Source organism: Micromonospora saelicesensis (assembly GCF_900091575.1).
Lineage (GTDB): Bacteria > Actinomycetota > Actinomycetes > Mycobacteriales > Micromonosporaceae > Micromonospora > Micromonospora saelicesensis.
On sequence record NZ_FMCR01000001.1, the window covers coordinates 1413458 to 1436879 of the forward strand.

19 protein-coding genes are annotated in these 23422 nt (G+C 72.1%); 5 read left to right on the forward strand and 14 right to left on the reverse strand.

The genetic code is table 11. From position 1 onward, the window contains the following. Positions 1 to 173: 173 nt before the first annotated feature. The 3 genes from GA0070561_RS06705 to GA0070561_RS06715 form a co-directional block, all read right to left on the reverse strand. Positions 174 to 2825, reverse strand: coding sequence for an ATP-binding protein (locus tag GA0070561_RS06705; protein WP_091396400.1), 2652 nt, complete (start codon positions 2823 to 2825; stop codon positions 174 to 176). Between the two features lie 133 nt (positions 2826 to 2958). Further along, positions 2959 to 4107 carry an acyl-CoA dehydrogenase family protein gene (locus GA0070561_RS06710; protein ID WP_091396403.1) on the reverse strand — a complete coding sequence of 383 codons (1149 nt, stop codon included), beginning with the start codon at positions 4105 to 4107 and terminating at the stop codon, positions 2959 to 2961. Positions 4108 to 4185: 78 nt separating this feature from the next. Next, on the reverse strand, positions 4186 to 5718 hold the full coding sequence (locus GA0070561_RS06715) for an acyl-CoA carboxylase subunit beta (protein ID WP_091396407.1): 1533 nt from the start codon (positions 5716 to 5718) through the stop codon (positions 4186 to 4188). 168 nt (positions 5719 to 5886) lie between these two features. Between GA0070561_RS06715 and GA0070561_RS06720 the strand changes: the two genes are divergently transcribed. Further along, on the forward strand, positions 5887 to 6447 hold the full coding sequence (locus tag GA0070561_RS06720; RefSeq protein WP_091396410.1) for a snapalysin family zinc-dependent metalloprotease: 561 nt from the start codon (positions 5887 to 5889) through the stop codon (positions 6445 to 6447). A gap of 55 nt (positions 6448 to 6502) precedes the next feature. Here the strand turns inward: GA0070561_RS06720 and GA0070561_RS06725 are convergent, their stop codons facing one another. The 5 genes from GA0070561_RS06725 to GA0070561_RS06745 all read right to left on the reverse strand — a co-directional run bounded on the left by GA0070561_RS06725 (position 6503) and on the right by GA0070561_RS06745 (position 14367). Then, the gene (locus GA0070561_RS06725; protein WP_091396414.1) at positions 6503 to 7423 is read right to left on the reverse strand and encodes a hydroxymethylglutaryl-CoA lyase; all 921 of its coding nucleotides are present in this window, start codon (positions 7421 to 7423) and stop codon (positions 6503 to 6505) included. Positions 7424 to 7585: 162 nt separating this feature from the next. After that, a complete protein-coding gene (locus GA0070561_RS06730; RefSeq protein WP_091396417.1) occupies positions 7586 to 8923 on the reverse strand; it encodes an acetyl-CoA carboxylase biotin carboxylase subunit in 1338 nt (445 codons plus the stop codon). Between the two features lie 71 nt (positions 8924 to 8994). Next, positions 8995 to 9594 carry a TetR/AcrR family transcriptional regulator gene (locus tag GA0070561_RS06735; protein WP_030331931.1) on the reverse strand — a complete coding sequence of 200 codons (600 nt, stop codon included), beginning with the start codon at positions 9592 to 9594 and terminating at the stop codon, positions 8995 to 8997. 100 nt (positions 9595 to 9694) lie between these two features. Beyond that, a complete protein-coding gene (locus tag GA0070561_RS06740) occupies positions 9695 to 12577 on the reverse strand; it encodes a hypothetical protein (RefSeq protein WP_091396421.1) in 2883 nt (960 codons plus the stop codon). A 2-nt stretch (positions 12578 to 12579) separates the two neighbouring features. Further along, on the reverse strand, positions 12580 to 14367 hold the full coding sequence (locus GA0070561_RS06745; RefSeq protein WP_091397520.1) for an HSP90 family protein: 1788 nt from the start codon (positions 14365 to 14367) through the stop codon (positions 12580 to 12582). Positions 14368 to 14487: 120 nt separating this feature from the next. On the opposite strand from GA0070561_RS06745, the gene GA0070561_RS06750 reads away from it, so the two are divergent. Next, a complete protein-coding gene (locus GA0070561_RS06750) occupies positions 14488 to 15711 on the forward strand; it encodes an MFS transporter (protein ID WP_091396424.1) in 1224 nt (407 codons plus the stop codon). Here the strand turns inward: GA0070561_RS06750 and GA0070561_RS06755 are convergent. After that, positions 15708 to 16865 (reverse strand): FAD-dependent oxidoreductase, encoded by a 1158-nt coding sequence (locus GA0070561_RS06755; RefSeq protein WP_091397522.1) that lies wholly within the window; start codon positions 16863 to 16865, stop codon positions 15708 to 15710. The two genes, GA0070561_RS06750 and GA0070561_RS06755, sit on opposite strands and share 4 nt — an antisense overlap. A 106-nt stretch (positions 16866 to 16971) precedes the next feature. Between GA0070561_RS06755 and GA0070561_RS06760 the strand changes: the two genes are divergently transcribed. The 3 genes from GA0070561_RS06760 (at position 16972) to GA0070561_RS06770 (ending at position 19359) form a co-directional block, all read left to right on the forward strand. Then, on the forward strand, positions 16972 to 17553 hold the full coding sequence (locus GA0070561_RS06760) for a TetR/AcrR family transcriptional regulator (RefSeq protein WP_112639835.1): 582 nt from the start codon (positions 16972 to 16974) through the stop codon (positions 17551 to 17553). Positions 17554 to 17623: 70 nt separating this feature from the next. Further along, positions 17624 to 18172, forward strand: a complete 549-nt coding sequence (locus GA0070561_RS06765; RefSeq protein ID WP_091396427.1) for a SigE family RNA polymerase sigma factor — start codon at positions 17624 to 17626, stop codon at positions 18170 to 18172. Next, entirely contained in the window at positions 18169 to 19359 is a 1191-nt protein-coding gene (locus GA0070561_RS06770; protein WP_091396430.1) for a hypothetical protein, read from the forward strand. The genes GA0070561_RS06765 and GA0070561_RS06770 overlap by 4 nt, the downstream gene beginning before the upstream one ends. Positions 19360 to 19463: 104 nt before the next feature. Here the strand turns inward: GA0070561_RS06770 and GA0070561_RS06775 are convergent, their stop codons facing one another. The 5 genes from GA0070561_RS06775 to GA0070561_RS06795 form a co-directional block, all read right to left on the reverse strand. Beyond that, complete coding sequence (locus tag GA0070561_RS06775) at positions 19464 to 20366, reverse strand: sulfurtransferase (protein ID WP_091396434.1); 903 nt, start codon at positions 20364 to 20366, stop codon at positions 19464 to 19466. A gap of 19 nt (positions 20367 to 20385) precedes the next feature. Next, the gene (locus GA0070561_RS06780; protein WP_091396437.1) at positions 20386 to 20832 is read right to left on the reverse strand and encodes an imidazolonepropionase-like domain-containing protein; all 447 of its coding nucleotides are present in this window, start codon (positions 20830 to 20832) and stop codon (positions 20386 to 20388) included. Between the two features lie 2 nt (positions 20833 to 20834). Beyond that, positions 20835 to 21602, reverse strand: coding sequence for an SGNH/GDSL hydrolase family protein (locus GA0070561_RS06785; RefSeq protein ID WP_091396442.1), 768 nt, complete (start codon positions 21600 to 21602; stop codon positions 20835 to 20837). Positions 21603 to 21760: 158 nt separating this feature from the next. Then, positions 21761 to 22888, reverse strand: coding sequence for a hypothetical protein (locus tag GA0070561_RS06790; RefSeq protein WP_091396446.1), 1128 nt, complete (start codon positions 22886 to 22888; stop codon positions 21761 to 21763). Continuing rightward, positions 22885 to 23412: a SigE family RNA polymerase sigma factor gene (locus GA0070561_RS06795; RefSeq protein WP_091396449.1), complete on the reverse strand. Its 528-nt coding sequence runs from the start codon at positions 23410 to 23412 to the stop codon at positions 22885 to 22887. The genes GA0070561_RS06790 and GA0070561_RS06795 overlap by 4 nt, the downstream gene beginning before the upstream one ends. Positions 23413 to 23422: the final 10 nt, after the last annotated feature.

Consider the following 23422-nt stretch of genomic DNA (forward strand, 5'->3'; position numbering starts at 1 on the left):
GCTGGAGGATTCGGTCCCAAGCCGACTTTCTGCCACCGCACCGGTGGCAGGCTTCCTGCACCGGGGATCACCGGGGGGTGACGGCGCGGGCGATCAGCGAGGGGTAGCACCAAAGGGGGCTCTTCGCCCGCGCCACTCTCCCGTCGCGATCCGCTCGGGGAGAGCGCAGACCATTAAGCAGGTCCGCCTCGGGCGGCGATCAGCGCGTAGAGCAGGCCCGACTCCTGTGGCAACAGCGAGATGCCGCCCTCCGCACAGACCCGGTCCAGTCGATCGAGCACCGACGGGTCCGCAGTGCTGGCAGCCAGCCCGACCAGCGCCTCCACCACGTCGCGGCGATCCTGCCCCGCATGGTCGGCGGCGGCCGCGAACCACTCGGCAGCCAACTCCCGGTCGCCCCGGTGCAGCGCCAGGTTCCCCTCGATCAGCGCACAGAGCCCGGCCTCCGGCCCACCCCAGGCCAGCGCCGCGTCGTCCGAGCGCGGTCGCGGCACGGTCGGCTGCGCCGGCAGCGCCTCCACGCCCCCGGCGCGCAACTCGGTCAACACCTCCGTCGCCTCCGCGGCCCGCCCGTCCTGGGCGAGCGCCAGCCCGACGGTCCCGAGCACCCGACGGCGACGCCCTGGATCACCCAGCTCGGACAGGGCCGCGATCGCCCGCCGGCCACGATCGATGGCGTCCGCGTACAAGCCCTCCAGTCGGGCGACCTCGGCTCGATTGGCCCAGCCCAGCACCCGCAGTCGCTGCTCCCCACTCTCGGCGGCGAGTCGGTCCACCGCGGCTAGCCGGCGGCGGGCCGCAGCCAGATCGCCCACGCGGATCTCGTGCCAGGCGAGGCTGTTCTGGGCCACCGCCAGGTCCCGGGTCCGCCCGTTGCGGGCCGCCAACCGCAGCAGCGCCTCGGCCTGCTCGCGAGCCTCGTCCTGCCGCCCGACGGAGATCAGCAGGGTGCCGAGCACGTTTCGCGCCTCCAACTCCCCGGTGACGTCGCCGGCCTGCCGGAAGGTGTCCAACGCCGCACGGGCCGTCGACAACTCCTCGGCGCCCGCGCCGTGCTCCGCCGCCAGCCGGGCGACCCCGAGGGCCGCCCAGCCACGCAGAAGAGGATCGGCATCGGCGGTCCGCGGGTCCGCCAGCAGCCGCCGCAACCACTGCCGCCCGACGACGTCGCGTCCACGGAACCGCCACCACCGGGTCAGGCAGGCCGCCAGCCGCAGTGCGGTCAACGGGTCGTCGGTAGCCGCGTGGGCCAACGACGAGCTGATGTCACTGCTCATCTCGTCCAGCCGGTGCACCGCGTCGGGTAACCGTGGGCCGATCAGGTCGGTGGCGGTACGGGCCACGAGGCGCGCGATGACTTCCGCGTGCCGACGCCGGATGCAGGTCAGCTCACCTGCACCGGTCGCCTGCTCGACGGCGTAGTCACGGACCGCGTCGAGCAGCCGGAACCGGAACGACCCGGTTCCGCGTACGCTCAGCAGCCCCAACTCGACGAAGCGGTCCAACAGTGGAACCGGGTCGATCGCCACAGTGCCGTCCCGGTCGGCCTCGTCGGCGAGCATCTCCTCGGCCAACTCGACCGACCACCGGTTACCGAAGACGGCCAGCTGCCGCAGCGCGGCCTGTTCGTCCGACGCCAACAGGCGGTAGCTGAACGCCACCGCGTCCCGCAGGGTGACGGCGACCGAGACCGCCGCACGGGTGTCGGGTCCGCTCGTCCGGCTGCTGAGCGCCTCCGGTGCGTCCCAGGCCGGGTGGGCGGCCGCGTCGGCGGGAGTGGCCAGGTCGAGCACCCGGTCGCCGTACCGGTCGAGCAGTTCGGTGAGGTCGAGGAGACGGCCCCGGGCGGCCATCAGCTCGATGGCCAACGGCAGCCCGCCCAACCGGCGCACCAACGCGGCTAGCGCAGGCAGCTCAGCGGGGGTGGGTGGCTCCCGGCGGACCTGAGCGAGCCGGGCGGTGAACAACGCGACCGCCGGCCACGATTCGATCCCGGAGTGCTCAGCCTCCGGTGGGGGCACGTCGAGCGGCGCGACCGGCCAGACCCGCTCACCGGGCAACCCGACCGGGTGCCGCCCGGTGACCAGCACCCGCAGCGAGGGCAGTGCGCCGAGCAACCGGTGCACTGTCGCGGCCACCGGGCCCGGGGCGCGCTCCACCGCGTCCATCACCAGCAGCGTCGGCCGCCCGGCGAGCAGCGCCACGAGTTCGGACAGGCGCGCCACGCCGAGCATGGACATCGAGGCGGCGAGCACGTCCGGACCGTCCGCGCCCTCGCCCACCAGCACCCCGGCGACACCGGCCGGGTGAGCGGCGGCCACCCGGTGCGCCACCGACGTCGCCAGGGCGGTCTTGCCGACGCCGGCCAACCCGACGAGGCTCACCAACCTGGGTCCTCGCTCCGCGGTCAGCATTCCGGCCAGCTCGGTGAGGTCGCGCTCCCGGCCGATCAACGCGACCGGCGGCGGGAGCGCGACCGACGGTTGGGCGGGTGCGGCCGCCGACGTGGCGTTGCCGCCCACCGCGAACGTCGTCGAGGTGGCGTCCAGCGAGGCCGGTTCGGCGCCGGCGCCGCGGGCCGCGGCCAGGAACGCCGCCCGACTGGTGCCGGTCAGCGCCAGCGCCCCGGCGAGCAGCTCGACGGTGGTGCGTTGTGGCCGGACCGACCGGCCACGCTCCAGATCACGCACCGTCCGCACACCCACCCCGGCCCGGGACGCCAGCTCGGCCTGGGTGAGGCCGGCGGCGCGTCGATGCCCGCGGAGCAGCTCCGGCAGGGTGGTACGTCCAGCCGGGCTCCGCGACCAGTCATGATCCGGAGTCATGGGCACGAAGAGTACGGATGGACTCCGACGGTCGGCAGTCGAACGTCGGGCTACCGACGCCCGCTCGCCGAAACCCGACAGCCGTACGGACAGTCCGTCCGGGACGACCGGCCGATCAGTTCGGCTGGGCCACTCAGAGGCCCAGATCCCGAGCGATGATCATGCGCTGCACCTCACTGGTGCCCTCGCCGATCTCCAGGATCTTGGAGTCCCGCCAGAACCGGGCCACCGGGTACTCGTTCATGAAGCCGTACCCTCCGTGGATCTGGGTGGCCTCCCGGGCGTTGTCCACCGCGATCGTGCTGGCGTGGAGTTTGGCGATGGCGGCCTGCCGCTTGAACGGCTCGCCGGCCAGCATCCGCGCGGCGGCGTCGTAGTACGCCAGGCGAGCGGTGTGTGCCTTCAGCTCCATGTCGGCGATCTTGAACTGGATGGCCTGGTTGGCGCCGATCGGCCGACCGAAGGCGTGCCGCTCCTTCGCGTACTTGATCGACTCGTCGACGCAGCCCTGGGCGAGGCCGACGGCGAGCGCGGCGATGGCGATCCGCCCCTCGTCGAGGATCCGCAGGAACTGCGCGAACCCCCGACCCCGGGCACCGAGCAGGTTGGCGGCCGGCACCCGGCAGTCGTCGAAGGTCAGCTCGTGGGTGTCCGAGGCGGTCCAGCCCACCTTGGAGTAGCCGGGCGCGACGGTGAACCCGGGCGTGCCGGTCGGCACGATGATCGTCGACAACTCCTTGGAGCCGTCCGGGTTCGTGCCGGTCACCGCGGTGACCGTGACCATGGCCGTGATGTCGGTCCCCGAGTTGGTGATGAACGCCTTCGACCCGTTGATCACCCACTCGTCGCCGTCCAGCACCGCCCGGGTCTGCGTGCCGGCGGCGTCCGAGCCGGTGCCCGGCTCGGTGAGACCGAAGCCGGCCAGCGCCTCGCCGCTGAGCAGCCGGGGCAGCCAGGTCGCCTTCTGCTCCTCGGTGCCGAAGCGGTAGATCGGCATCGCGCCCAGTGAGACCGCCGCCTCCAACGTGATGGCCACGCTGGAGTCGACCCGGGCCAACTCCTCCAAGGCCAGGCAGAGGGCGAAGTAGTCGCCGCCCATGCCGCCGTGCTCCTCGGCGAAGGGCAGACCGAACAGGCCCATCTTGCCCATCTGCCGGATCACCTCGTACGGGAAGGTGTGCTGCTCGTAGTGCTCGGCGATGACCGGGGCGATCACCTCACGGGCGAATTCCCGCACGCTCTCGCGCAGCGCCGCTTGTTCGTCGGTGAGCCGGAAGTCCATCTCATCCTCCTGTAAGGACGGTCCGCCTCGGCGCTCGTGACGCCGGGGGCGGGTCGCTGTGCGGGCCTGAGTCGATGATCAGACCGGGGTGACGCCGTGCCGACGGCGGGAGAAGTGCCGATCCTTGGTACGCGCCGCCGCGAATCGACGGACCAGCTCGGTGCGCAGGTCGTGCGGCTCGACGATGGCGTCGACCACCAGCTCGCTGGCCAGCCGGACGACGTCGATGTCCTGCTCGTACTCGGCCCGCTTGGCGGCGACGAAGGCCGCCCGCTCGTCCTCGTCGGCAATCGCGGCGATCTTGTTGGCATAGACCGCGTTCACGGCAGCCTCGGCGCCCATCACGGCGATCTTCGCGGTCGGCAGCGCGATAGTGGCGTCCGGCTCGAACCCGGGGCCGGCCATCGCGTAGAGACCGGCGCCGTACGCCTTGCGGACCACCACGCAGATCTTCGGCACGGTCGCCTCGGAGATCGCGGTGATCATCTTGGCGCCGTGCCGGATGATGCCCTGCTTCTCCACCACGCTGCCGACCATGAAGCCGGGCACGTCGCTGAGGAACAGCAGCGGCACGTTGAACGCGTCGCAGAGCTGCACGAACCGGGTGGCCTTGTCGGCCGAGTCGACGAAGAGCACGCCGCCCTTGAACATCGAGTTGTTGCCGACCACGCCGACGACCTGACCGTCGAGACGGCCGAAGCCGATGGTCAACTCCTTGGCCCAGAGCGCCTGGATCTCGAAGAACGAACCCTCGTCGAGCAGGCCCTTGACGTACCGCCGCATGTCGAACGCCTGCCGCTCACTGGCCGGCACCAAGGCGGCCAGGTCGGCCTTCGCGGGCGCGGCGACCGCCGGTGCGGTCGGCGGCGCCTGCGTCCAGTTCGCCGGCAGGTACGACAGGTAGGTCTTCACGACGTCGAGCGCGTCGGCCTCGGTCTTGCAGAGGAAGTGCCCCACGCCGGATTCGGCGGTGTGCACCTTCGCCCCGCCCATCGCCTCCAGGGTGGTCTTCTCGCCGGTGACCATCTCGACCATCCGGTCGGAGCCGAGGTACATGCTGGCGTTGCCGTCGACCAGCGCCACCACGTCGCAGAACGCCGGGATGTACGCCCCACCGGCGGCGCTCGGGCCGAACAGCGCGCAGACCTGTGGGATCGAGCCCGAGGCGCGGACCTGGTTCCAGAAGATCTTGCCGGCGCCACGCCGACCGGGGAAGAGATCGACCTGGTCGGTGATCCGGGCGCCGGCCGAGTCGACCAGGTAGACCATCGGCACGCCGGCGCCGTACGCCCGCTCGATGATCCTGATGATCTTCTCGACGGTGCGGGCACCCCAGCTGCCGGCCTTGACGGTGGAGTCGTTGGCCATCAGGCAGACCTGTCGGCCGTCGATCGTGGCGGTGCCGGTCACCACGCCGTCGGCGGGCAACCCCTCGGCGAGCGCGTTGGCGTAGAGGCCGTCCTCGACGAACGAGCCCTCGTCGACCAGGAGCGCGACCCGCTCACGGGCGAAGAGCTTGCCCTTGGCCGCGTTGGCCGCGTGGTACTTGTCCGCGCCGCCGGACCGGGCCCGCTTGCGCAGCTGCTCCAGTGCCTCACCGTCGAGCGTCACGCCGACTCCTCCGCCATACTGACCTGAACGATCGTTAGGCTAGCGCATCGGCGCGGTTGTCGGCGACCTACGAGCGAACCAGACAGCGAAGCCGAGAGCAAGACATTGAAAAACGTGAATACATATCGCTAGGCTCCTGGCACCCCTCCTCCCAGATCGGAGTCAGCGATGACCTCACGACTCAACCGGCTCGCCGTCGCGTTGCTCGCGACGACACTCGCCACCCTCGGCATCACGGTCGCCAACCCGGCGCCCGCGTCCGCCGCCATGACCATCTGCTACAACACCAGCCAGGCGGGAAGCTACGCCAGCGTCGCCAACCAGGCCGCCTCGATCTGGAACAACGCCACCGTCAACCTGACGCTCTCCGCCAACTGCGGCTCCAACCTGCGCATCTACCGGATCACCGGCGGCGGCTCGTACGCCGTGCGGACCAGCCTCGGCAACGGCCGGGTCTACATCGACACCCAGCAGGCCGCCCAGTACAGCGTGCTGCGGATCATGACCCACGAGATCGGGCACATCCTCGGCCTGCCGGACAACTACAACGGAAACTGCGCCCTGCTGATGTCCGGCGGCAGCGCCGGCACCAGCTGCACCAACGCCTACCCGAGCTCCGCCGAGGCGAGCCGGGTGAGCAACCTCTTCGCCGGCACGTTCAGCGCCACCGACCGCAGCGCGGACATCTTCCGCGACAGTTGGCCGAGCGCGCTCACCTCCGTGAGCTGATCGACCTGGCACGTGGAAGGGGCCGGCGCACGCGCCGGCCCCTTTCGTCGCGCCCTCAGCCAGGCAGCGGCGTCAGCCGGGTACGCGGACCGGCCCGCAGCACACCGGACGGCAGCTTCTTGCCGAGCAACTCCTCGGCCAACTCCGCCACCTCGATGAGCGTTGGCAGGTCGATGCCGGTGTCGATGCCCATGTCGTGCAGCATGTGCACGGCCTCCTCGGTGGCCAGGTTGCCGCTCGCTCCCGGCGCGTACGGGCAGCCACCGAGGCCACCGACGCTGGCGTCGAACTCGGTCACCCCCAGCTCCAACGCGGTCAGCAGGTTGGCCAGTGCCGTACCCCGGGTGTTGTGGAAGTGCAGCAGGACCGGCACGTGCGCGTTGCGGTCACGTACCGCGGTCAGCAGCTCGCGGACCCGACGTGGGGTGCCCATGCCGGTGGTGTCGCCGAACGCGACCCGGTCCGCGCCGTCGCGGACGACCCGGTCCACGATCCCGGCCACCCGCTGCGGGTCGATGTCCCCCTCGTACGGGCAGCCAAAGCTGGTCGCCACGATCACCTCGACCCGCGCCGACGCACCGTGCAGCAGGTCGATCAGCTCGGCGATGTCGTCCAGCGACTCGTCGGTGGACCGGTTGACGTTGCGCCGGTTGTGGGTGTCGCTGGCCGAGACGACCACCTCGATCTCGGTGAATCCGGCGGCGAGGGCCCGCTGGGCGCCCCGGGTGTTCGGCACCAGCGCGGAGTACCGCACCCCGTCGGCCTTCATCGCCCGCTGCCACACCTCGTCGGCGTCGGCCATCTGCGGGATCGCCTTGGGGTGCACGAACGACACCGCCTCGATTCGGCGTACGCCGGTGCCCGAGAGGGCGTCGAGCAGCCGCACCTTGGCGTCGGTCGGGATCGGGTCCTCGTTCTGCAACCCGTCCCGGGGCCCAACCTCGCGGATCGAGACGGAATCTGGCAGGTCCGCCATAAGGGGTCACCTCACTGTGACGAAAGCAGTGCTTAGGGGGTCCTCCCAGCATGCCACCCCACTGTTGATCAAGAGGTTTGCGTCATCCGCGGCGCAAATCCTGACGCCAACCTCTTGATCAGCGGGGCGATCAACGCGGGGGCCGGGGGACGGGCTGGGTGGTCAGCGCATGCGGGAGACGATTCCCGTGTCGTAGGCACCGGAGAGGAACTCGTCGTTGGTCAGCAACTCGGCGAAGAAGGGAACGTTGTTCTTCGGACCCTCGATCTGGAAGGCCGCGACGGCTGCCTTCGCGCGATCGAGCGCCTCGTCGCGGGTCGCGCCGCTGACGATCAGCTTGGCCAGCAGGCTGTCGTAGAACGGGGTGACAGTGTTGCCCTCGGTGTAGCCGGAGTCCACCCGGACACCCTCGCCCGTCGGCTCCACCCACGTCCTGACCACACCCGGGCCGGGCAGGAAGCGCTTCGGGTCCTCGGCGTTGATCCGCATCTCGATGGCGTGCCCATTCGGGGTCAACGCGTCCGGGTCGAACGTCGGCGCCAACCCGGAGGCCACCCGCAACTGCTCCTCGACCAGGTCGATGCCGTAGACGTACTCGGTCACCGGGTGCTCCACCTGCAACCGCGTGTTCATCTCCAGGAAGAAGAACTCGCCGGTGGCTGGGTCGAGCAGGCACTCCACAGTGCCCGCGTTGCGATAGCCGACTGCCTCGCCGGCCCGCACCGCCGCCGCCAGCAGCCGGGATCGCAGCTCCGGCGAGACCGCCGGCGACGGGGACTCCTCGACCAACTTCTGGTTGCGCCGCTGCACCGAGCACTCCCGCTCGCCGAGCGCCACCACCCGGCCATCGGCCAGGCCGAGGATCTGCACCTCGACGTGCCGTACCCGGGGAAAGTACCGCTCGATCAACACCGAACCGTCGCCGAACATCCGCTCGGCGAACGCGCGCACCTTGTCGTACTCGGTGCGCAGCGCGGCCTCGTCGACCGCGACGCCCATGCCCATGCCGCCACCGCCGGCGGCGGCCTTGACCATCACCGGGTAGCCGATCTCGGCCGCGGCCGTCACCGCAGCGTCCAGGTCGGCGGCCGGGTCGGTGGTGCCCGGCGCGACCGGAACACCGGCCGCCGCCATCAGGTTCCGGGCGTTGATCTTGTCGCCCATCGCGCTGATCGCGTCCGCGTCGGGCCCGACCCAGATCAGGCCACTTGCCTCGACGGTACGGGCGAACTCGGCGTTCTCCGACAGGAAGCCGTACCCGGGGTGGATCGCCTGCGCGCCCGTCGACTTCGCGGCGGCGAGGATCGCCTCGGTGTTGCGGTAGCTCAGCGCCGGGTTCGGTGGACCGATGAGGACAGCCTCGTCCGCCTCCGCGACGAACGGCAGGTCGGCGTCGGCCTCCGAGTGCACCGCGATCACGCGGATGCCGAGCCGCTTGGCGGTCCGGATGATCCGGCGGGCGATCTCGCCCCGATTGGCGACCAGCAGTGACTCGATCATGTTTCCTCCCGGCGTCCGGATGGTGGGACGATGTCAGGGAATCATGACCGGCGCGGTTCTGACGAGTCGGCTCAGGCGAGCAGCGCGGCCAGGGTCGCGCCGCGCAGCAGCTCGGCGCGGCGTCGCCGGTCCACCTCACCACCGAGGAACGGCGTCGAGTTCATCAGGCCGAACGCGGCGTGCGCGAGCACCCGCGCCTCACCGTCGGGCATCCCCGGGTGCAGCGCGGTGAGCACTGTCACCCACTCCTCGACGTAGAGCCGTTGCAGGCGACGAATCCGACGCCGCGGCTCCTCGGGCAGGCGGTCCAGCTCGTGCAGGTGCAACGCGATCACCGCCGGGTTGGCCAGCGCGAACTCGACGTGGAAGTCGATCAGCGACTCCAGCACGCCACGCGGGTCGTCCGAGCGCCCGGCGGCGCGTTCCCGCCCACCGGCCAGCAACCCCTCACTGACCGGAATCAGCGCGGCGGCCAGCATGGCTTCCTTGCCGGCGAAGTGGTGGTAGAGCGCCGGACCGGTGACCCCGGCGGCCGCGCCGATGTCGTCCATCGACACGCCGTGATAGCCACGCGCCGCGAACAGACCTACCGCGATCTCCAGGATCTCGTCCTTGCGGGACCTGCGCCGGCCCGCACCCGCCGCACCCCGTGCCTGCTGCTCCACCGTCACCGGGCAAGCCTAGACCGCGAGGAGCCCGCGATGGTTGCCGGTCAGTTCCGTCCTCCCCGGGCCGGGCCGCCCCTGACCTGGCCAGGGGCGGCCGGCGAGGTCAGTCGTCCTCGTCCAGGTCGTGCTCCGCGCGCAACGCGGCGGCTTCCGTGGGCCGATCGAGCAGATCCAGCACCCGAGCCAGCAGCCAGGCCGTCTGGCGGACCTGCCGTGAGGCGGCCGGCAACCCACCAAGCACGCGACGCAGCAGCCGCTCCGCCTCGGCCGGCCGGTCCAGGCGCAGCAGCAACTCACCGATCAGGGCCTCCACCTGGGCGGCCTCGCCGAACGCCTCGATCGACCGCAACCGGTCCGGCACCCCGGTGAGCCGGCCCAGCGCCTCGTCCAGTCGGTCCGCCCCGGTGAGCACCCGCGCTCCGGCCTCGGCCGCCAGCGCCAGCTCGTACAGCACCGGCGGATCGGCCTGCCCGGCCAGCTTCGCCGCCAACCCGTCCACCACCTCGACGGCGCGCAACGCCGCGTCCCGGTCGTCGGCCCAGAACCAGGCGTACGTCTCCCGCCGGCGAGCACGCAGCTCGTCCAGCGGCAGGTCACCGAGCCGGTACGCCTCAGCCGCGGCGGCGAACCGCTCGCCCGCCGCCGCGTCCCGGTCGGCGTCGTAGAGGATCCCGCCGGCCTCCTCCAGCACCTGCGCCCGGTGCGGAAGGTTGTCCGGTCCGTCGAGGTTGCTGGCCAGCTGCTCCAACAGGCCCAACGCGGGATCGATCTCACCAAGTCCGGCGTAGACGCCGGCCAGCAGGTGCCGGCAGCGGTCGGCCTCCGCCTGGGCGCCCAGCCGGTCCAGACCGAGCACGGCCTCCTCGGCGACCTCGGCGGCTTCGGCGAGCCGGCCCACCATCCGGTACGCGTTCGCCAGCTCCCACCGCAGGAACGCGTCCCCCTCGGCGCCCCGCTCCACGCACAGCGTCACCGCCTCGACGAAGTCGTCCACCGCGTCCGGGGCCCGGCCGGCCGCCAGCAATGCCCGGGCCCGGGCGACCCGGACCGGCAGCTCCGCGTCCGCCGGTGCCGCCTCCAACGCCTCGTCGCAGGCGGCCACGGCGTCCGCCGGATCGTCGACCAGCCGCGCGTACGCCAGGCCGGCGCCCGTGACCACCTCGCCGACGCCCAGGTCCCGGCCGATCCGGCGTGCCTCGTCGACGGCGGCGCGTGCCTCGTCGACGCGGTCCAACTGTTCCAGCAGGTGCCCCCGGTGCAGTGCGATCCGGGCCGCCAGGTGCCGATCGCCGCCCGCGTCGGCCGGTACCCGGTCGAGCGCCGCGAGGGCGTCCGCCCAACGCTCGCGGTGCAGCAGCGCCAACGCCACCCGGTCGTGTCCGGCCGCCCGCTGCCCCGCGTCGCCGAGCCGGTCCAGGACCTCGGCCGCCTCTCGGGCCAGCAGCAGGCCTTCCTCGGTTTCCTCGTCGGACCGGGTCAACAACACGCCGAGCCGCCCGGCGACCGTCTGGGCGGCCACCTCCTCGCCCGCCTCCCGGTACAGCTCCACCGCCGCCCGATTCAGCTTGATCGCACCATCGATGTCGTCCTCGTCGCCACGCTCCGATGCGCGCAGCGCCAGCCGGTGCGCGGACGTGCGGGCGGGCAGCTCGGCGGAGCCGAACCGGTCGTCGAAGGCGACCAGCGCCGCCCGGAAGGTGGCCCGGTCGTGCCGGCCCCAGCTCTGCTCCGCGAGGTCCAGCAGATCGTCCGGGCCGGCGTCGGCGGGCACGGCCACGGCGGGTCGTTCACCCTTACCGCTTCGCACTCGCTCGGCTCGTTCGGTGGACGACGCTGGTGTGCCCGGCTCGTCCGTGACCGGACGGGTCGGGCGGGCCGGGCGGCGACGGACGCTCGCTGACAGCGGCACATGCTCCCCGCTCGCCTGCACTGCCAGCCGACGAGCGATCCACTCCGACTGCTGGCTCGTGCCGTTACGGGCGTCGAAGCGGGCGGCCAGACCGGCCGCCGTCTCGGCCAGCTCGTCCGCCAACGACGCCGCCGACACCTCGGCGGCCGGTCGGCCCTCGGCGGCCCGGCGGTACACGGTCGACGGGCCGGCCTGACGCAGCGCTGCGGAGGCCGCCGCCGCGAAGTGCATGGCGGCGGCCGGCGACGGCGGCCGGTCCAGCCAGTCCAGGTGCCGCTCGACCAGCTCGACCGCCCGCGCCTCGTTGCCGGTCAGCGTGCAGAACTCGACGTGGTCCGCGATGTCCCACAGGTCCGCGAGGTTGCCGCGCAGCCGGCGGTACGCCTCCCGGTGCGCGTCCCGCGCCTCCTCGGCCCGCCCGGTGCGCAGGTACGGCAGGAGCAGCGCGGTGAGGATCGCCTGCGGCTGCTCGGTGCAGGTGAGCCGACCGGCGAGTACCGGCTCGGCCAGCGCCACCGCCTCGGCGTCCCGGCCGGTGTCGGCGAGGTAGCTCACCTGGCTCGTCGGATCACAGCCGGCGCAGTCGGAGAGTTCGTCGCGAGGAGTGGTCTGCCAGAGCCGGTACCAGTGTGCGGCGGCCTCGACGTCGCCCACGTGCTCGGCAACCCGGAACCGGTGCTTGTGCACGGCCTGCAGGCTGTGCCCGCCGGCCCGGTAGCGCCGCTCCATGTCGTCCAGCACCGCGTACGTGCGGTCCAGTGGCACCTCGGGGAACTTCAGCAGACCGGACGCCATGTACTTGAAGTGCCACAGCAGCTGGTGCAGGTGGCGCTGATGGTAGGGCTGCGGGTCCCGGTCGAACTCGGACAGACACCAGGAGAAGGTCACGAAGGACTTGGCCGGCTCACCGCCGTAGATGTAGCCGGTGGTGGCCTGCATCCGCGTGACGAACGCGAGGTGCCGGTCGTCGGCGGCGTCCACCCGGCGGAGCAGCTGCTCCAGCGCGGCGATCTGCCCCGCCCCGTACGGCATGTCGGCGATGCCGCGCAGTACCCGCCACAGATCCTCGTCGCTCATGCTCACTCCCGTCCCGGGACAGCCCGGCCGAGCAGGCCGAGGAAGGAATCGTTCAGCAGCGCGGCGTCGGCCGCGCGGATCGGATGGTGGCCGAGCAGCAGCGCCTGCCCGTACAGCGCCTCGATGGCGAGACCGACCAGCTCCGGGTCGCTCAGCATGGTCACCCGTCGTACCAGCGGGTTGCGGTGGTTGAGCACCAACTGCGGACGGTCCGGCGGGGCGGTGGCGGCGAGAGCGTCGAGCACTCCACCCCACAGCTCGTCGGCCCGGTCCCGGCTGGCGGCGAGCTGGTCGTTGAACGCCGCCGACCGGCTGACCAGGTAGAGCGCTGGCAGCGAGACCGGGTCGTACGCCCGGATGACCACCTCGCAGCCGGAACGCTCGACGGCCCGCTGCGCCGCCGCGAGGAACGGTCGCAGCGCCAACTCCACCTGCGGGTCGAGCGCGTCGAACCGGGTGGTGAGGTCGCTCGGCTCCAGCCGCTCGATCAGCACCGAGCGGTCCACCACCGGCAGCCGCTCGATCAGTTCGGTGTCGTACGTGTAGCCGGCGTTGACCACCGCCAGGTCCTGCGCGGCGGCGACCGCGGCGAGCTGACGGAACTCGTCCAGGCTGGCCGCGTAGCGGACCACGCCGTAGCGTTCGCGGAACTCGGCGAGGGTGAGGGTGCCGACGTTGGTGTCCATGGGCCACCACCGGTCGACCAGCCGGAGCATCTCGTCGTCGTGCAGCGCCAGGGCCTTCACGCCGAGGTGGTGCACCTGGAGGAACTCGGCCAGCCGGTGCGGGTCGTGCCGGGCCAACCGGACCAGCCAGCCGCGCACCTGGTCGCCGAGCGCCTCCCGGGTCGCCGTCAGCAGGGTGTCCTCGTAGAGGGCCTCCCGGCTGGCGGTCGGGCGCAGCTCGGTCGCGTCCACCACGCAGTGCGCGAAGAACGCCCACTCCGGCAGCAGCCCGTCGGCGTTCTCGGTGAGCAGCATCCGCTTGAGGTAGACGCGATGCCCGGCCCGGGCCGCCGGGTTCACCGGCGTCGGCAGGATGACGGCGACACCGGTCAGCCCGGCCTCCGGCACGGCCAGCGGCAGGACGTCGAACGGGTCCACGCCGAGCGTCTCCCGGGCGTACCGGATCAGCGCCGCGCGGTCCAGTGGCGCACCCGGCGTGGTCGGCCAGGGCGGCTCTCCAGTGGTGGTGACGACGTCGCCGACGCGGACGGTGACCGGCAGCAGTGCGCCGAAGAGCCGGGCCAGGTCGGTGACGGTCGCTGTGGTGAACCACTGGTCCGCGTCGCGGCGGGGCACCAGCGTGACAGTGGTGCCCGGCTCGGCGCGGGCGGCCTCCGGCGGGGCCACCGTCACCGCGTAGCGGCCATCGGCGTACCCGGTCCAGCGAACCGTGGGATTGTCGCCGTGCCGGGTGAGCACCTGGATCTCGTCGGCCACCAGGAAGCAGGAGAGCAGACCGATGCCGAACTGGCCGAGGAACTCGTGCCGGGAGAAACCAAGCTCGTCGCGCTTCGAGCTGCGGCCGATGGTGGCCAGCAGCTCGTGCACCTGCGCCTCGGTCAGACCGATGCCGGTGTCGTGCACCCGTAGCGTGCCGTCGCCGGTGCTGTCCGGGGGTTCGATGCGTACCAGCGTCGGCGCGTCCGGCTCGGTCCTGCGTCGGGCGGTGATCGCGTCCACCGCGTTCTGGAGCAGCTCGCGGACGTAGACCCGCGGGCTGCCGTAGAGGTGATGACTGAGCAGGTCAACCACGCCACGTAGGTCGACCTGGAAAGTGTGATCCACGTCTGATGTCTCCCCGGTCCCGATGCCGGCGCTCACCGTACCGATGATCACCGACAGGCGCGGTCCCCTTCTGCCCGGCGGCTTGACCCTCGACCCGGTCGAACCGGCACGGTCGCCGGCATGACTTCCTCCGCTCTGGGCCGGGACTTCCAGCTCCTGTGGTCCGCGGCCGTCTCGTCCCGGTTCGGGGACGCGCTGCGTACCCCGGCACTTGCCCTGCTGGCCGCGACCGTGACCCGTGATCCGCGGATCATCGCGGCGGTCACCGTGGCCGGGCAGTTGCCGCCGCTGCTCTTCGGCCTGCTCGGCGGCGTGTACGCGGACCGCTGGGACCGCCGTCGGACGATGGCACTGGTCGACGGGATACGCGCGGCAGTGGTGGCGGCGCTGGCCGTGGTGGTCGCGCTCAACCGGGTCGGTGTCCTGGTGCTGCTGGTGGCGGCGTTTCTGCTCGCCACCCTGGGCACTCTCTTCGACTCCGCCTCGTTCGCGCTGCTCCCCGCGTTGGTGCCGCCGGACGCGCTGCCCCGGGCGAACGGCCGGCTCCAGGCGGGGTCGGCGGTGGCCGGTGGCTTCCTCGGAGCGCCCGCCGCCGGTGTCCTGTTCGCCGTCGCCCCGGCCCTCCCGTTCGCCCTCGACGCCGTCACCTTCGCGGCGGCCGCCCTGCTCGTGCTCGCCCTCAGCCCGCCTCCCGCCATCACCCCGGGGACTGCGCGGCGGCGCGGCTCGGTGTGGAGCGAGATCGTCGAGGGGTTGCGTTGGCTGCGGGCGCACCGGACCCTGTGGCGGGTCACGGTGCTCACCGCCGCGAGCAACCTGGCGATCAGCGGAATCATGGCGGTGCTGGTGCTCTACGCGCTGGACGTGCTGCGGGTGCCGCCGGCCGGGTACGGGTTGTTCGCGGCCGCCGCCATCGTCGGGGGCGTGGCGGGGGCGCTCGGGGCGGGGCGGCTCGCGGCCCGGCTCGGCACGGTGCCGGCGCTGCGTGTGGTGCTGGCCGTGGAGACCGTGGCGCTGACCGGCTTCGCGCTGGCTCGGCATCCGGTGTCGGGCGGGATCGCGCTGGCCGTCTTCGCCGCCGGCACCGTGGTGTGGAACAGCCTGTGGGCGTCGTACGGGCAGCGGCAGGTGCCGAGCGAACTGCTGGGCCGGGTCGGCGCGGCCCAGCGGATGGTCGGTCTGCTCACCGCACCGCTCGGGGCGGCGCTCGCCGGGTTGGCCGCCGCGGCGTACGGCACGGCGCCGGTGGCGGGCGCGGCGGCGGCGACGTTCGTGCTGGTGACCCTCGCCGCGTGGCGGACACTGCGACCGGCCGCGCCCGCTGTGTTGAGCCGTGCGGGCTAGCCCGGCGTCCGCTCCCGGTGCGACAGCCCGGACAGGCGCAGCGCGATGCGCCGACGGGCCGGTGGGACGGCACCGAGCAGCCGGAGCAGCACGTCCCGGGCGGGCCGACGAGCCGGGGAGACACCGGCCAACCTGGTCAGCCCGGCGGCGAAGCTCAGCACGTCCTCGGCCATCGGCCGCTGCCGGGCGGTGTAGTCGTCGAGCAGCGTCTCCGGGCCACCGTCGAGCACGTCCGCCACGGCGGTGCCGAGCGCGACCGCGTCGCAGATGCCGAGGTTCATGCCCTGCCCACCGGCCGGGCTGTGCACGTGCCCGGCGTCGCCGGCCAGCAGCACCGGTCCGAGTCGGAAGGTGTCGGCGATCCGGTGGTGCACCCGGAACCGGGAGCCCCAGAGCACCTCGGTCACCCGGTCGGGTCGTCGCGCCGGGCCGCGCTCGTCGAGCAGCGCCTGAAGGTAGGCCGCATCCGGTTCGGCCGGGGCGCTCGCCACGGCGGCGACCAACCGGACCACCCCACCGGGCAGTGGCGCCCAGACCAGCGGCCCGGGGCGGGCGAGGAAGAGCGCCGCCTCGTCGCGGGGCAGCACGCTGCGCACCCGCACGTCGGCGAGCACGAAGGACTCCTCGTCGCTGCCGCCGGTGAAGCCGATGCCGGCCAACTGCCGGACCGTGCTGTGCAGGCCGTCCGCACCAACCACGAACCGGGCCCGCAGCGCCTCGTCGTCGACCTGCGCGAGCATGCCGTCACCGGCGCGGCTCAGCCCGGTGAGCTGGCACGGCCGTCGTACCTGGACACCGAGTTCAGCCAACTTTTCGGTGAGCACGGCCTCGGTGACCGCCTGGGAGACCAGCAGCGCGTAGGGAAAACGGGACGGCAACTCGTGGAACGGCACCGACAGCAGCACCCGGTCCCGGTCGCGCACTGTGAAGCGCGGCGTTCGCACCGCCTGGGCGATCAGCGGCGCCGCGGCGTCGATCCGGTCCAGCACCTCCAGGGTGTACGCGTGCACGACGGCGGCGCGGGAGGTCGTCGGCGGCGCGGCCAACCGGTCCAGCACAGTCACCTCGATCCCGCGTCGGGCCAGCGTCAACGCGGTGGCGAGACCGGTGGGGCCAGCGCCCACCACCAGGACGTCGGTGCTCGTGGGCAGCATGGCCACCTCCAGACAACCGTTGCCAACATCTGTTGGCAAACATGTGTTGGCAACGCTAGGACCGTCCGGATTGCGTGTCAACACCTGTTGGCCTACGGTCGTTGGCATGACCCCGTCCGCGCAGTCGGCCCAACCCCGCCGCTCCGACGCCACCCGGGCGGCGATCCTGCGAGCGGCCCGGGAACGGTTCGCGGCGGACGGCTACGAGCGCGCCACTATCCGGGCCATCGCCGCCGACGCCCAGATCGACCCGTCGATGGTGATGCGCTACTACGGCAGCAAGGAAGGGCTCTTCGCGGCGGCGGCCGAGTTCGACCTGCGCCTGCCCGACCTGACCTCGGTGCCGCCCGCTCGACTCGGTGAGGTGCTGGTCCGGCACTTCCTCGCCCGCTGGGAGGGCGACGAGACCCTGGTGGCGCTGCTGCGGGCCGCCAGCACCAACCCCGGCGCGGCCGAACGCATGCGCGGCATCTTCGCCGACCAGCTCACCGCCGCCGTGGCCGCGTTCGGCACCGACCGGGCGCTGACCGCCCGACGGGCCGGCCTGGTGGCCAGTCAGGTCCTCGGCCTCGCCTTCACCCGGTACATCGTCCGCCTGCCGCCCATGGTGGACACTGCGCCGGACGAGCTGGTGGCCTGGATCGCGCCGACTCTCCAGCGCTATCTGACCGGAACGCCACCGAGCTGACCCAACCTTTTCCCACCTCCCGTGCGTCTGCCAGATGACGCGTACAGCGCGACGGCCGGGAGGGGGGCGGATGGTGCCGACGAGGGACGACGGACGCGACGGCTACCTCGCCTTCGTGGAGAACCACCAGCACCGGCTGCTCCGCGCGGCCTACCTGATCTGCGGCAACCGGCATCAGGCCGAAGACCTCCTCCAGGACGCGCTGCTGAAGCTGGCGCTGCGCTGGTCCTCGGTCCGCGACGGCGACCCCTCCGCGTACGTGCGCGCCATCCTCTACCGGGACTCCGTGTCGTGGTGGCGTCGTCGACGGCGGGAATGGCTCAGCGCCGCGCCGCCGGACCAGGTGGCCCACGACCGTGACGGCGCGCTACGGCTGACGATGCACGACGCGCTGGGCCTGCTGCCACCGCGGCAACGGGCCGTGCTGGTGTTGCGCTACTACGAGGATCTGACCGAGGTCGCCACCGCCGAGGCGCTCGGGGTGACCGTCGGCACCGTGAAGAGCCAGTGCCACGCGGCACTGCGCCGACTCCGCGAGGTGGCCCCGGACCTCGTCCGCGATGCCCGACCGAGCCAGGGCTCGGCCGATCTGGCCAGCGGCCTGGAGGTGAACCCGTGAACGAGCAGGAACTGCGTCGACTGTTGACCGTCACCGCCGAGGACGTGCTGCCCAGCCAGCCGGCCACCGCCGGATGGGAGCGGGCTCGGCGTACCCGGCGTACCCGGCGGGCCGTCGCAGTGGTCGCCGTGGCCGTGTTGCTGGCCGGTGGTGGCACGGTGGCCGCGCTGCGACCGCCCGCCGATCCAGCCCCGGTCCCTCCGGTCGGCCCGACGGTGACCCCGACCGACCCCACCCACGCGGGTCCGGTGCAGAAACCGCCCGCCGAGCTGACCTACCCGCCCGATCCGTTGGCCAAGCTCGGCGACCCGGCGACAGTGCCGCTCTCCGAGCGACCGGTCCAGCGGGCACTGGGGCTGTTCCAGCCGCTGGACGAGGAGTATCACGCGAACGGCCCGGTCCGGGTGCTCGGCAACGACGGCGTGGTGCGCAGCCTCGACGTGGTGACGCTGGCACCGACCCGGGACGCGGGCGGCAACGAGGCGCCCGCGCTGAAGCCGGGGGTGCTGTCGCCGGACGGCCGGTCGGCGGCATTCGCGCAGACCAAAGAGCTGATCATGATCGACCTCACCACGGCTGCCGTCCGCCGGATACCGCTCGACGGCTACCTGGAGCAGGTGGTGTGGGCGCACGACCGGGTGCTGGTCGGGGGCGACGACCGGACGTACGCGGTGGACCGGGCCACCGGGGCGGCCAGCACTATCGACGTGTCGACCTGGGAGTTGATCGCGCCCGACCCGGCCGCCGGGCGCGAGGCCCCGTTGATCGACATGTACGGCGAGGGGGCCAGCCTGAAGCTGCGCAGCCGGACCGCCCGGGAGGGCGAACTCCGCTCCGAACAACCGGTCAACACCTCGGGGCTGCCCTCGCCCTACCAGGTCAACGAGTTCTACGGCCGGGGCTGGCTGCACGGCGAGCGGCTGGCGCGGGCGGCCTGGATCACCAACAGCGAAATCGACGGTGCAGAGGGGGCGGCAGTGCTGGACGCGCGGACCGGCGCCGTGCTCCACCTGCTCGACCTGGGCCGGGACCGCAGCAAGGGCTGCTGTGTCGTGCTGGGCTGGGACAACAAGGGCGCGGTGCTGCTCCGGCTGGAACCGGCCGCCCTGGCGCGCTGGCACCCGGAGACCGGCGAGATCACCGGCATCGTCCGCGACCTGCGCGGCGTGTTCGCACTCGCTGGCTGACAAGGGTCTCGACGCGATCGACTCGGGTTCATTGATATCGCGGTGTCCCGGCGAGGGGGACAGCCCGACATCAGGGAACCCGAGTCGATCACACGAGGATCTGGTCAGACGGCCAGGCCGCCGGGCTGGTCACCCTTGACGACTGGTGCCCGGACCAGGTTGCCCCACTCGGTCCACGAGCCGTCGTAGTTACGCACCTGCGGGTAGCCCAACAGGTGCCGCAGCACGAACCAGGTGTGGCTGGACCGCTCGCCGATGCGGCAGTACGCGATCACGTCGTCGTCCGGGCTCAGCCCGAGCTGGTCGGCGTAGATCGCCTTCAGCTCGTCGGCGGACTTGAACGTGCCGTCCTCGTTGGCGGCGGACTTCCACGGCTTGCTGACCGCGCCCGGGATGTGCCCACCGCGCAGCGCACCCTCCTGCGGGTAGTCCGGCATGTGCAGCATCTCGCCGGTGTACTCACCCAGCGACCGGACGTCGACCAGCGGCCGGCCGGAGGCGACGTGCGCCATGACCTGCTCACGGAAGGCCCGCAGCGGCGCGTCGTCCCGCAGCGGCACCGGATAGTCGGCGCGCGGACGAGCCGGCTTGTCCCGGGTCACCTCGCGTCCCTCGGCGATCCACTTCTGCCGACCGCCGTCGAGCAGTCGCACATCGGCGTGACCGAAGAGCGTGAAGACCCAGAGGGCGTACGCGGCCCACCAGTTGAAGTTGTCGCCGTAGAAGACGACAGTGTCGCCCCGGCCGATGCCCTTCGCGGCACACATCTCGGCGAAGCTCTTGGCGTCCAGGTAGTCCCGGGTCACCTGATCGTTCAGCTCCAGGTGCCAGTCGACCTTGACCGCACCGGGAATGTGACCGGATTCGTAGAGCAGCACGTCCTCGTCGGACTCGACGACGACGAGGCCCTCATCGCCCAGATGCTCGGCCAGCCACTCGGTGGTGACCAGCCGCTGCGGGTCCGCGTACGACTGGAGGCGGGGATCGGGATCGTTCGGCACAGACATGATCCCCAAGGTACGCCGTTCAGGCGCGGCGGTGGGCGATCCGACCAGCGACCACGGTCACCAGGCAGGCCCCGTCGACGCCGTGCACCGCCAGGTCGGCCCGCCCGGCCGACCGCAGCGTGGGCGCCACGGCGGTGGCCAACACCAGCAGGTCGCCGCGCTCGGCGGCGGCCCGCAGGGCGGGGTCGGCCAGGTTTTCCGCCAGCACCGCCGTCACCCCGGTACGCAGCAGCGCGTGCACCCGCTCACGCGGGGTCGGCGCGGGCGGCAGCGGGCCGTCGTGCAGCAGACCCGGCCCCAGCGTTCCGGGCCAGCGGCGAACCCGGGCGTTGGCGTACGCCGAACTCAGCTCGGCCAGCGGGCCGACGGCCTCGATCCGGTCGCCACTGACCAGCACGGCGTGGTCGGGCAACGACTCGCCGTCGGGGTCGCGGCGCAGCAGGGCCGCCGTGTGCAGTGTGAGCATGCTCAGTCGACGAGCGGGCCGAGTTGCGGGCGCTTCGCCGTCACCGTGTCGCCGGACGACCGACCGGTCAACCGCCGCTTCACCCAGGGGGCCAGGTACTGACCGGCCCACCGCAGGTCGGAAGCGCGGGCGGCCAGCCACGGCGACGGCGCCGGGTGCGGCGGAACCATCAGCCACTCCTCGTCGCAACCAACCCCGAGGGCGTTCAACACCTGCCCGGCGACCCGTCGATGCCCGGCCGGGGAGAGGTGCAGCCGGTCGGTGCTCCAGAGCATGGGGTTGAGGAACGTGTCGTCGGCGTACAGGTCGACCATGATGGCGCCGTGCCGCTCGGCGGTCTCGCCGACCGCCTGGTTGAGTAGCTGCACCCGGGGGGCGACGAGGCGTTGGCCGGGCAGTCGGGCCATCACGTCCGCGAACCGGAAGAGGAGCACGTCCGCGCCGCCCGAGCGCAGTTGCCGGACCACCTCGTCGAAGCGGGCGACCAGCGTGTCCGGGTCGAAGGTGCGCCGCAGCACGTCGTTGCCACCGGCCGCGAAACTGATCAGGTCCGGCTTCATCGCCACGGCGGAGGGCACCTGCTCGGCGACCACGCTGGGGAAGAGCCGGCCCCGGATGGCCAGGTTCGCGTACCGGAAGTCGGGCCCCGCTTCGGCGGCGAGCCGGGTCGCGACCAGGTCCGCCCAGCCCCGGTAGGTGCCGTCCGGGTACGCGTCGTCCATACCCTCGGTGAAGCTGTCCCCGACCGCGACAAAACTGCCCCAGCGCACCCCGCGCCCCCTCACACCTTCGTTGCCTGCGGCGACCAGTCTGTCACCGGAGAGGCGACGCATGGTGCCCCGATCTGCCGACGTGTCACAGGTCATTGAGCGACGGCCGGGCGGAGCCTGGTCCAGGCTCCGCCCGGCCGTCAACGGCCGATCAGCCGTCAGGGCGCGTACGCGAGCAGCGCCAGCCCTCGGGTGTCGCGGGCCTCGACGACCTCGCCCAGCACCCCGAACCCGGCGTCGAGCACGACGATCCGATCCGCGTTCCGGACCAGGACCAACTTGTCGGAGGTGAAGAAGATGTTCCTGACTTCCCCGTTGACCGGCAGCTTCTTGACCTTGCTGGTGGCGACGTCGACGACCGCGTGGCTGTCGTCGCGACGAGACGGGTCGGTCCCCTTCCAACCCACCGCCACGTAGCGACCGTCCATGGACACGCTGCGGGCGCTCCAACCGTCGTACTTGTCGGCATCTTCGCTCGGCGGCTCGTAGGTGTAGTGGCGACGGCTTCCCGGGCCGGAGACGAACGGCCCCGACTCGTCCGCGGCAGCGAGGTAACGACCGTCGGCGGACCAGCACCGGTCCGTCTCCTGACCCGGATCACCATCAACAGGCTTACCGGTGACCACGTTCATCAGGACGGACGCCCCGTCGTTCTGCCGGACCATCAGGCGGTCACTGCCCATCCACACCAGTGCCCTGCTGCCGAGACAGCCGACCTCGGTGGCGAGCTTCCGCTTGCGCGTCCCGTCGATGGCGGCGGTCATCAGCGCACCGAAGCCCGCCGCATCGGCGTCCTCCACCCAGGCCAGCCGTTGCCCGTTCGGCGAGACGGTGATGGAGTTGCCGACGCACGGCTCACCGCCGAGCGGTATCCGGGCCACCGTGCGATCGGCTCCACGCTGGACGGCGTGGACGACTGCGTCCTTCGACGTGCGACCGAGGTAGTAGAGCGTGCCGGCCAACACCTTCGCCGTTGAATCATCCGGGCTTCCCGAAATGTCGGGAGACACGGTGGGCGACGGGTTCAGCGGGGAATCGGTCGGCGTGGGCGCCACGGTGACCGAAGGGGTGTCCGCCGGCAGCGGCGCGGGTCCGCTGGCATCCGGGCGGGTCACGAAGGCGGCACCGGTGGCAGCGCCGATCAACGCGAGGGCGGCGGCCGAGGTCGCCACCGCGCGCTGGATGCCGAGCCGGCGGGACGCTCGCAGGGTGCGGTCGCGAAGGTCGACGGGCTCGACCTCTGCAGCCAGGTCGGCCAGGTCGAGCCGGAGACGCTGGTCGTTCATCGGATGCTTCCTTCCAGGACGTACAGCTCGGCGAGCTCGGGCGCGACGGCACGTAACTTGGCCAGCGATTTGGCCGTCTGACTCTTCACCGTGCCGACGGTGACGCCGAGCAGGTCGGCGGTCTCCGCCTCGCTCCGGTCCTCGAAGAACCGCAACACCAGCACGGCACGTTGCTTCGGAGAAAGCCTCAGCAGTGCTGACTTGAGGGTGAGCCGCAGGCTGGTCTGCTGGGCGTGGTCGGACGCCGAGCCGCCTCCGCGTGGCTCGGGCAGGTCGCCCGGCATCGACTCGGGAACCCGACGGCGGCGCCACCAGGACACTTGCAGGTGGTACATGACCTTGCGGGTGTACGCCTCGGCGTTGCCGCTGCGGTGCAGGCGGTTCCACGAGCGGTGCGTACGAGCCAGGGCCGACTGGACCAGGTCTTCGGCCAGATGCTGGTCGCCGGTGAGGAGGTAGGCCGAGCGCAACAGCGCCGGCGTGCGAGTACGGACGAACGAGTCGAACTCCGTCAGAGGGTCCACACGAGCCGAT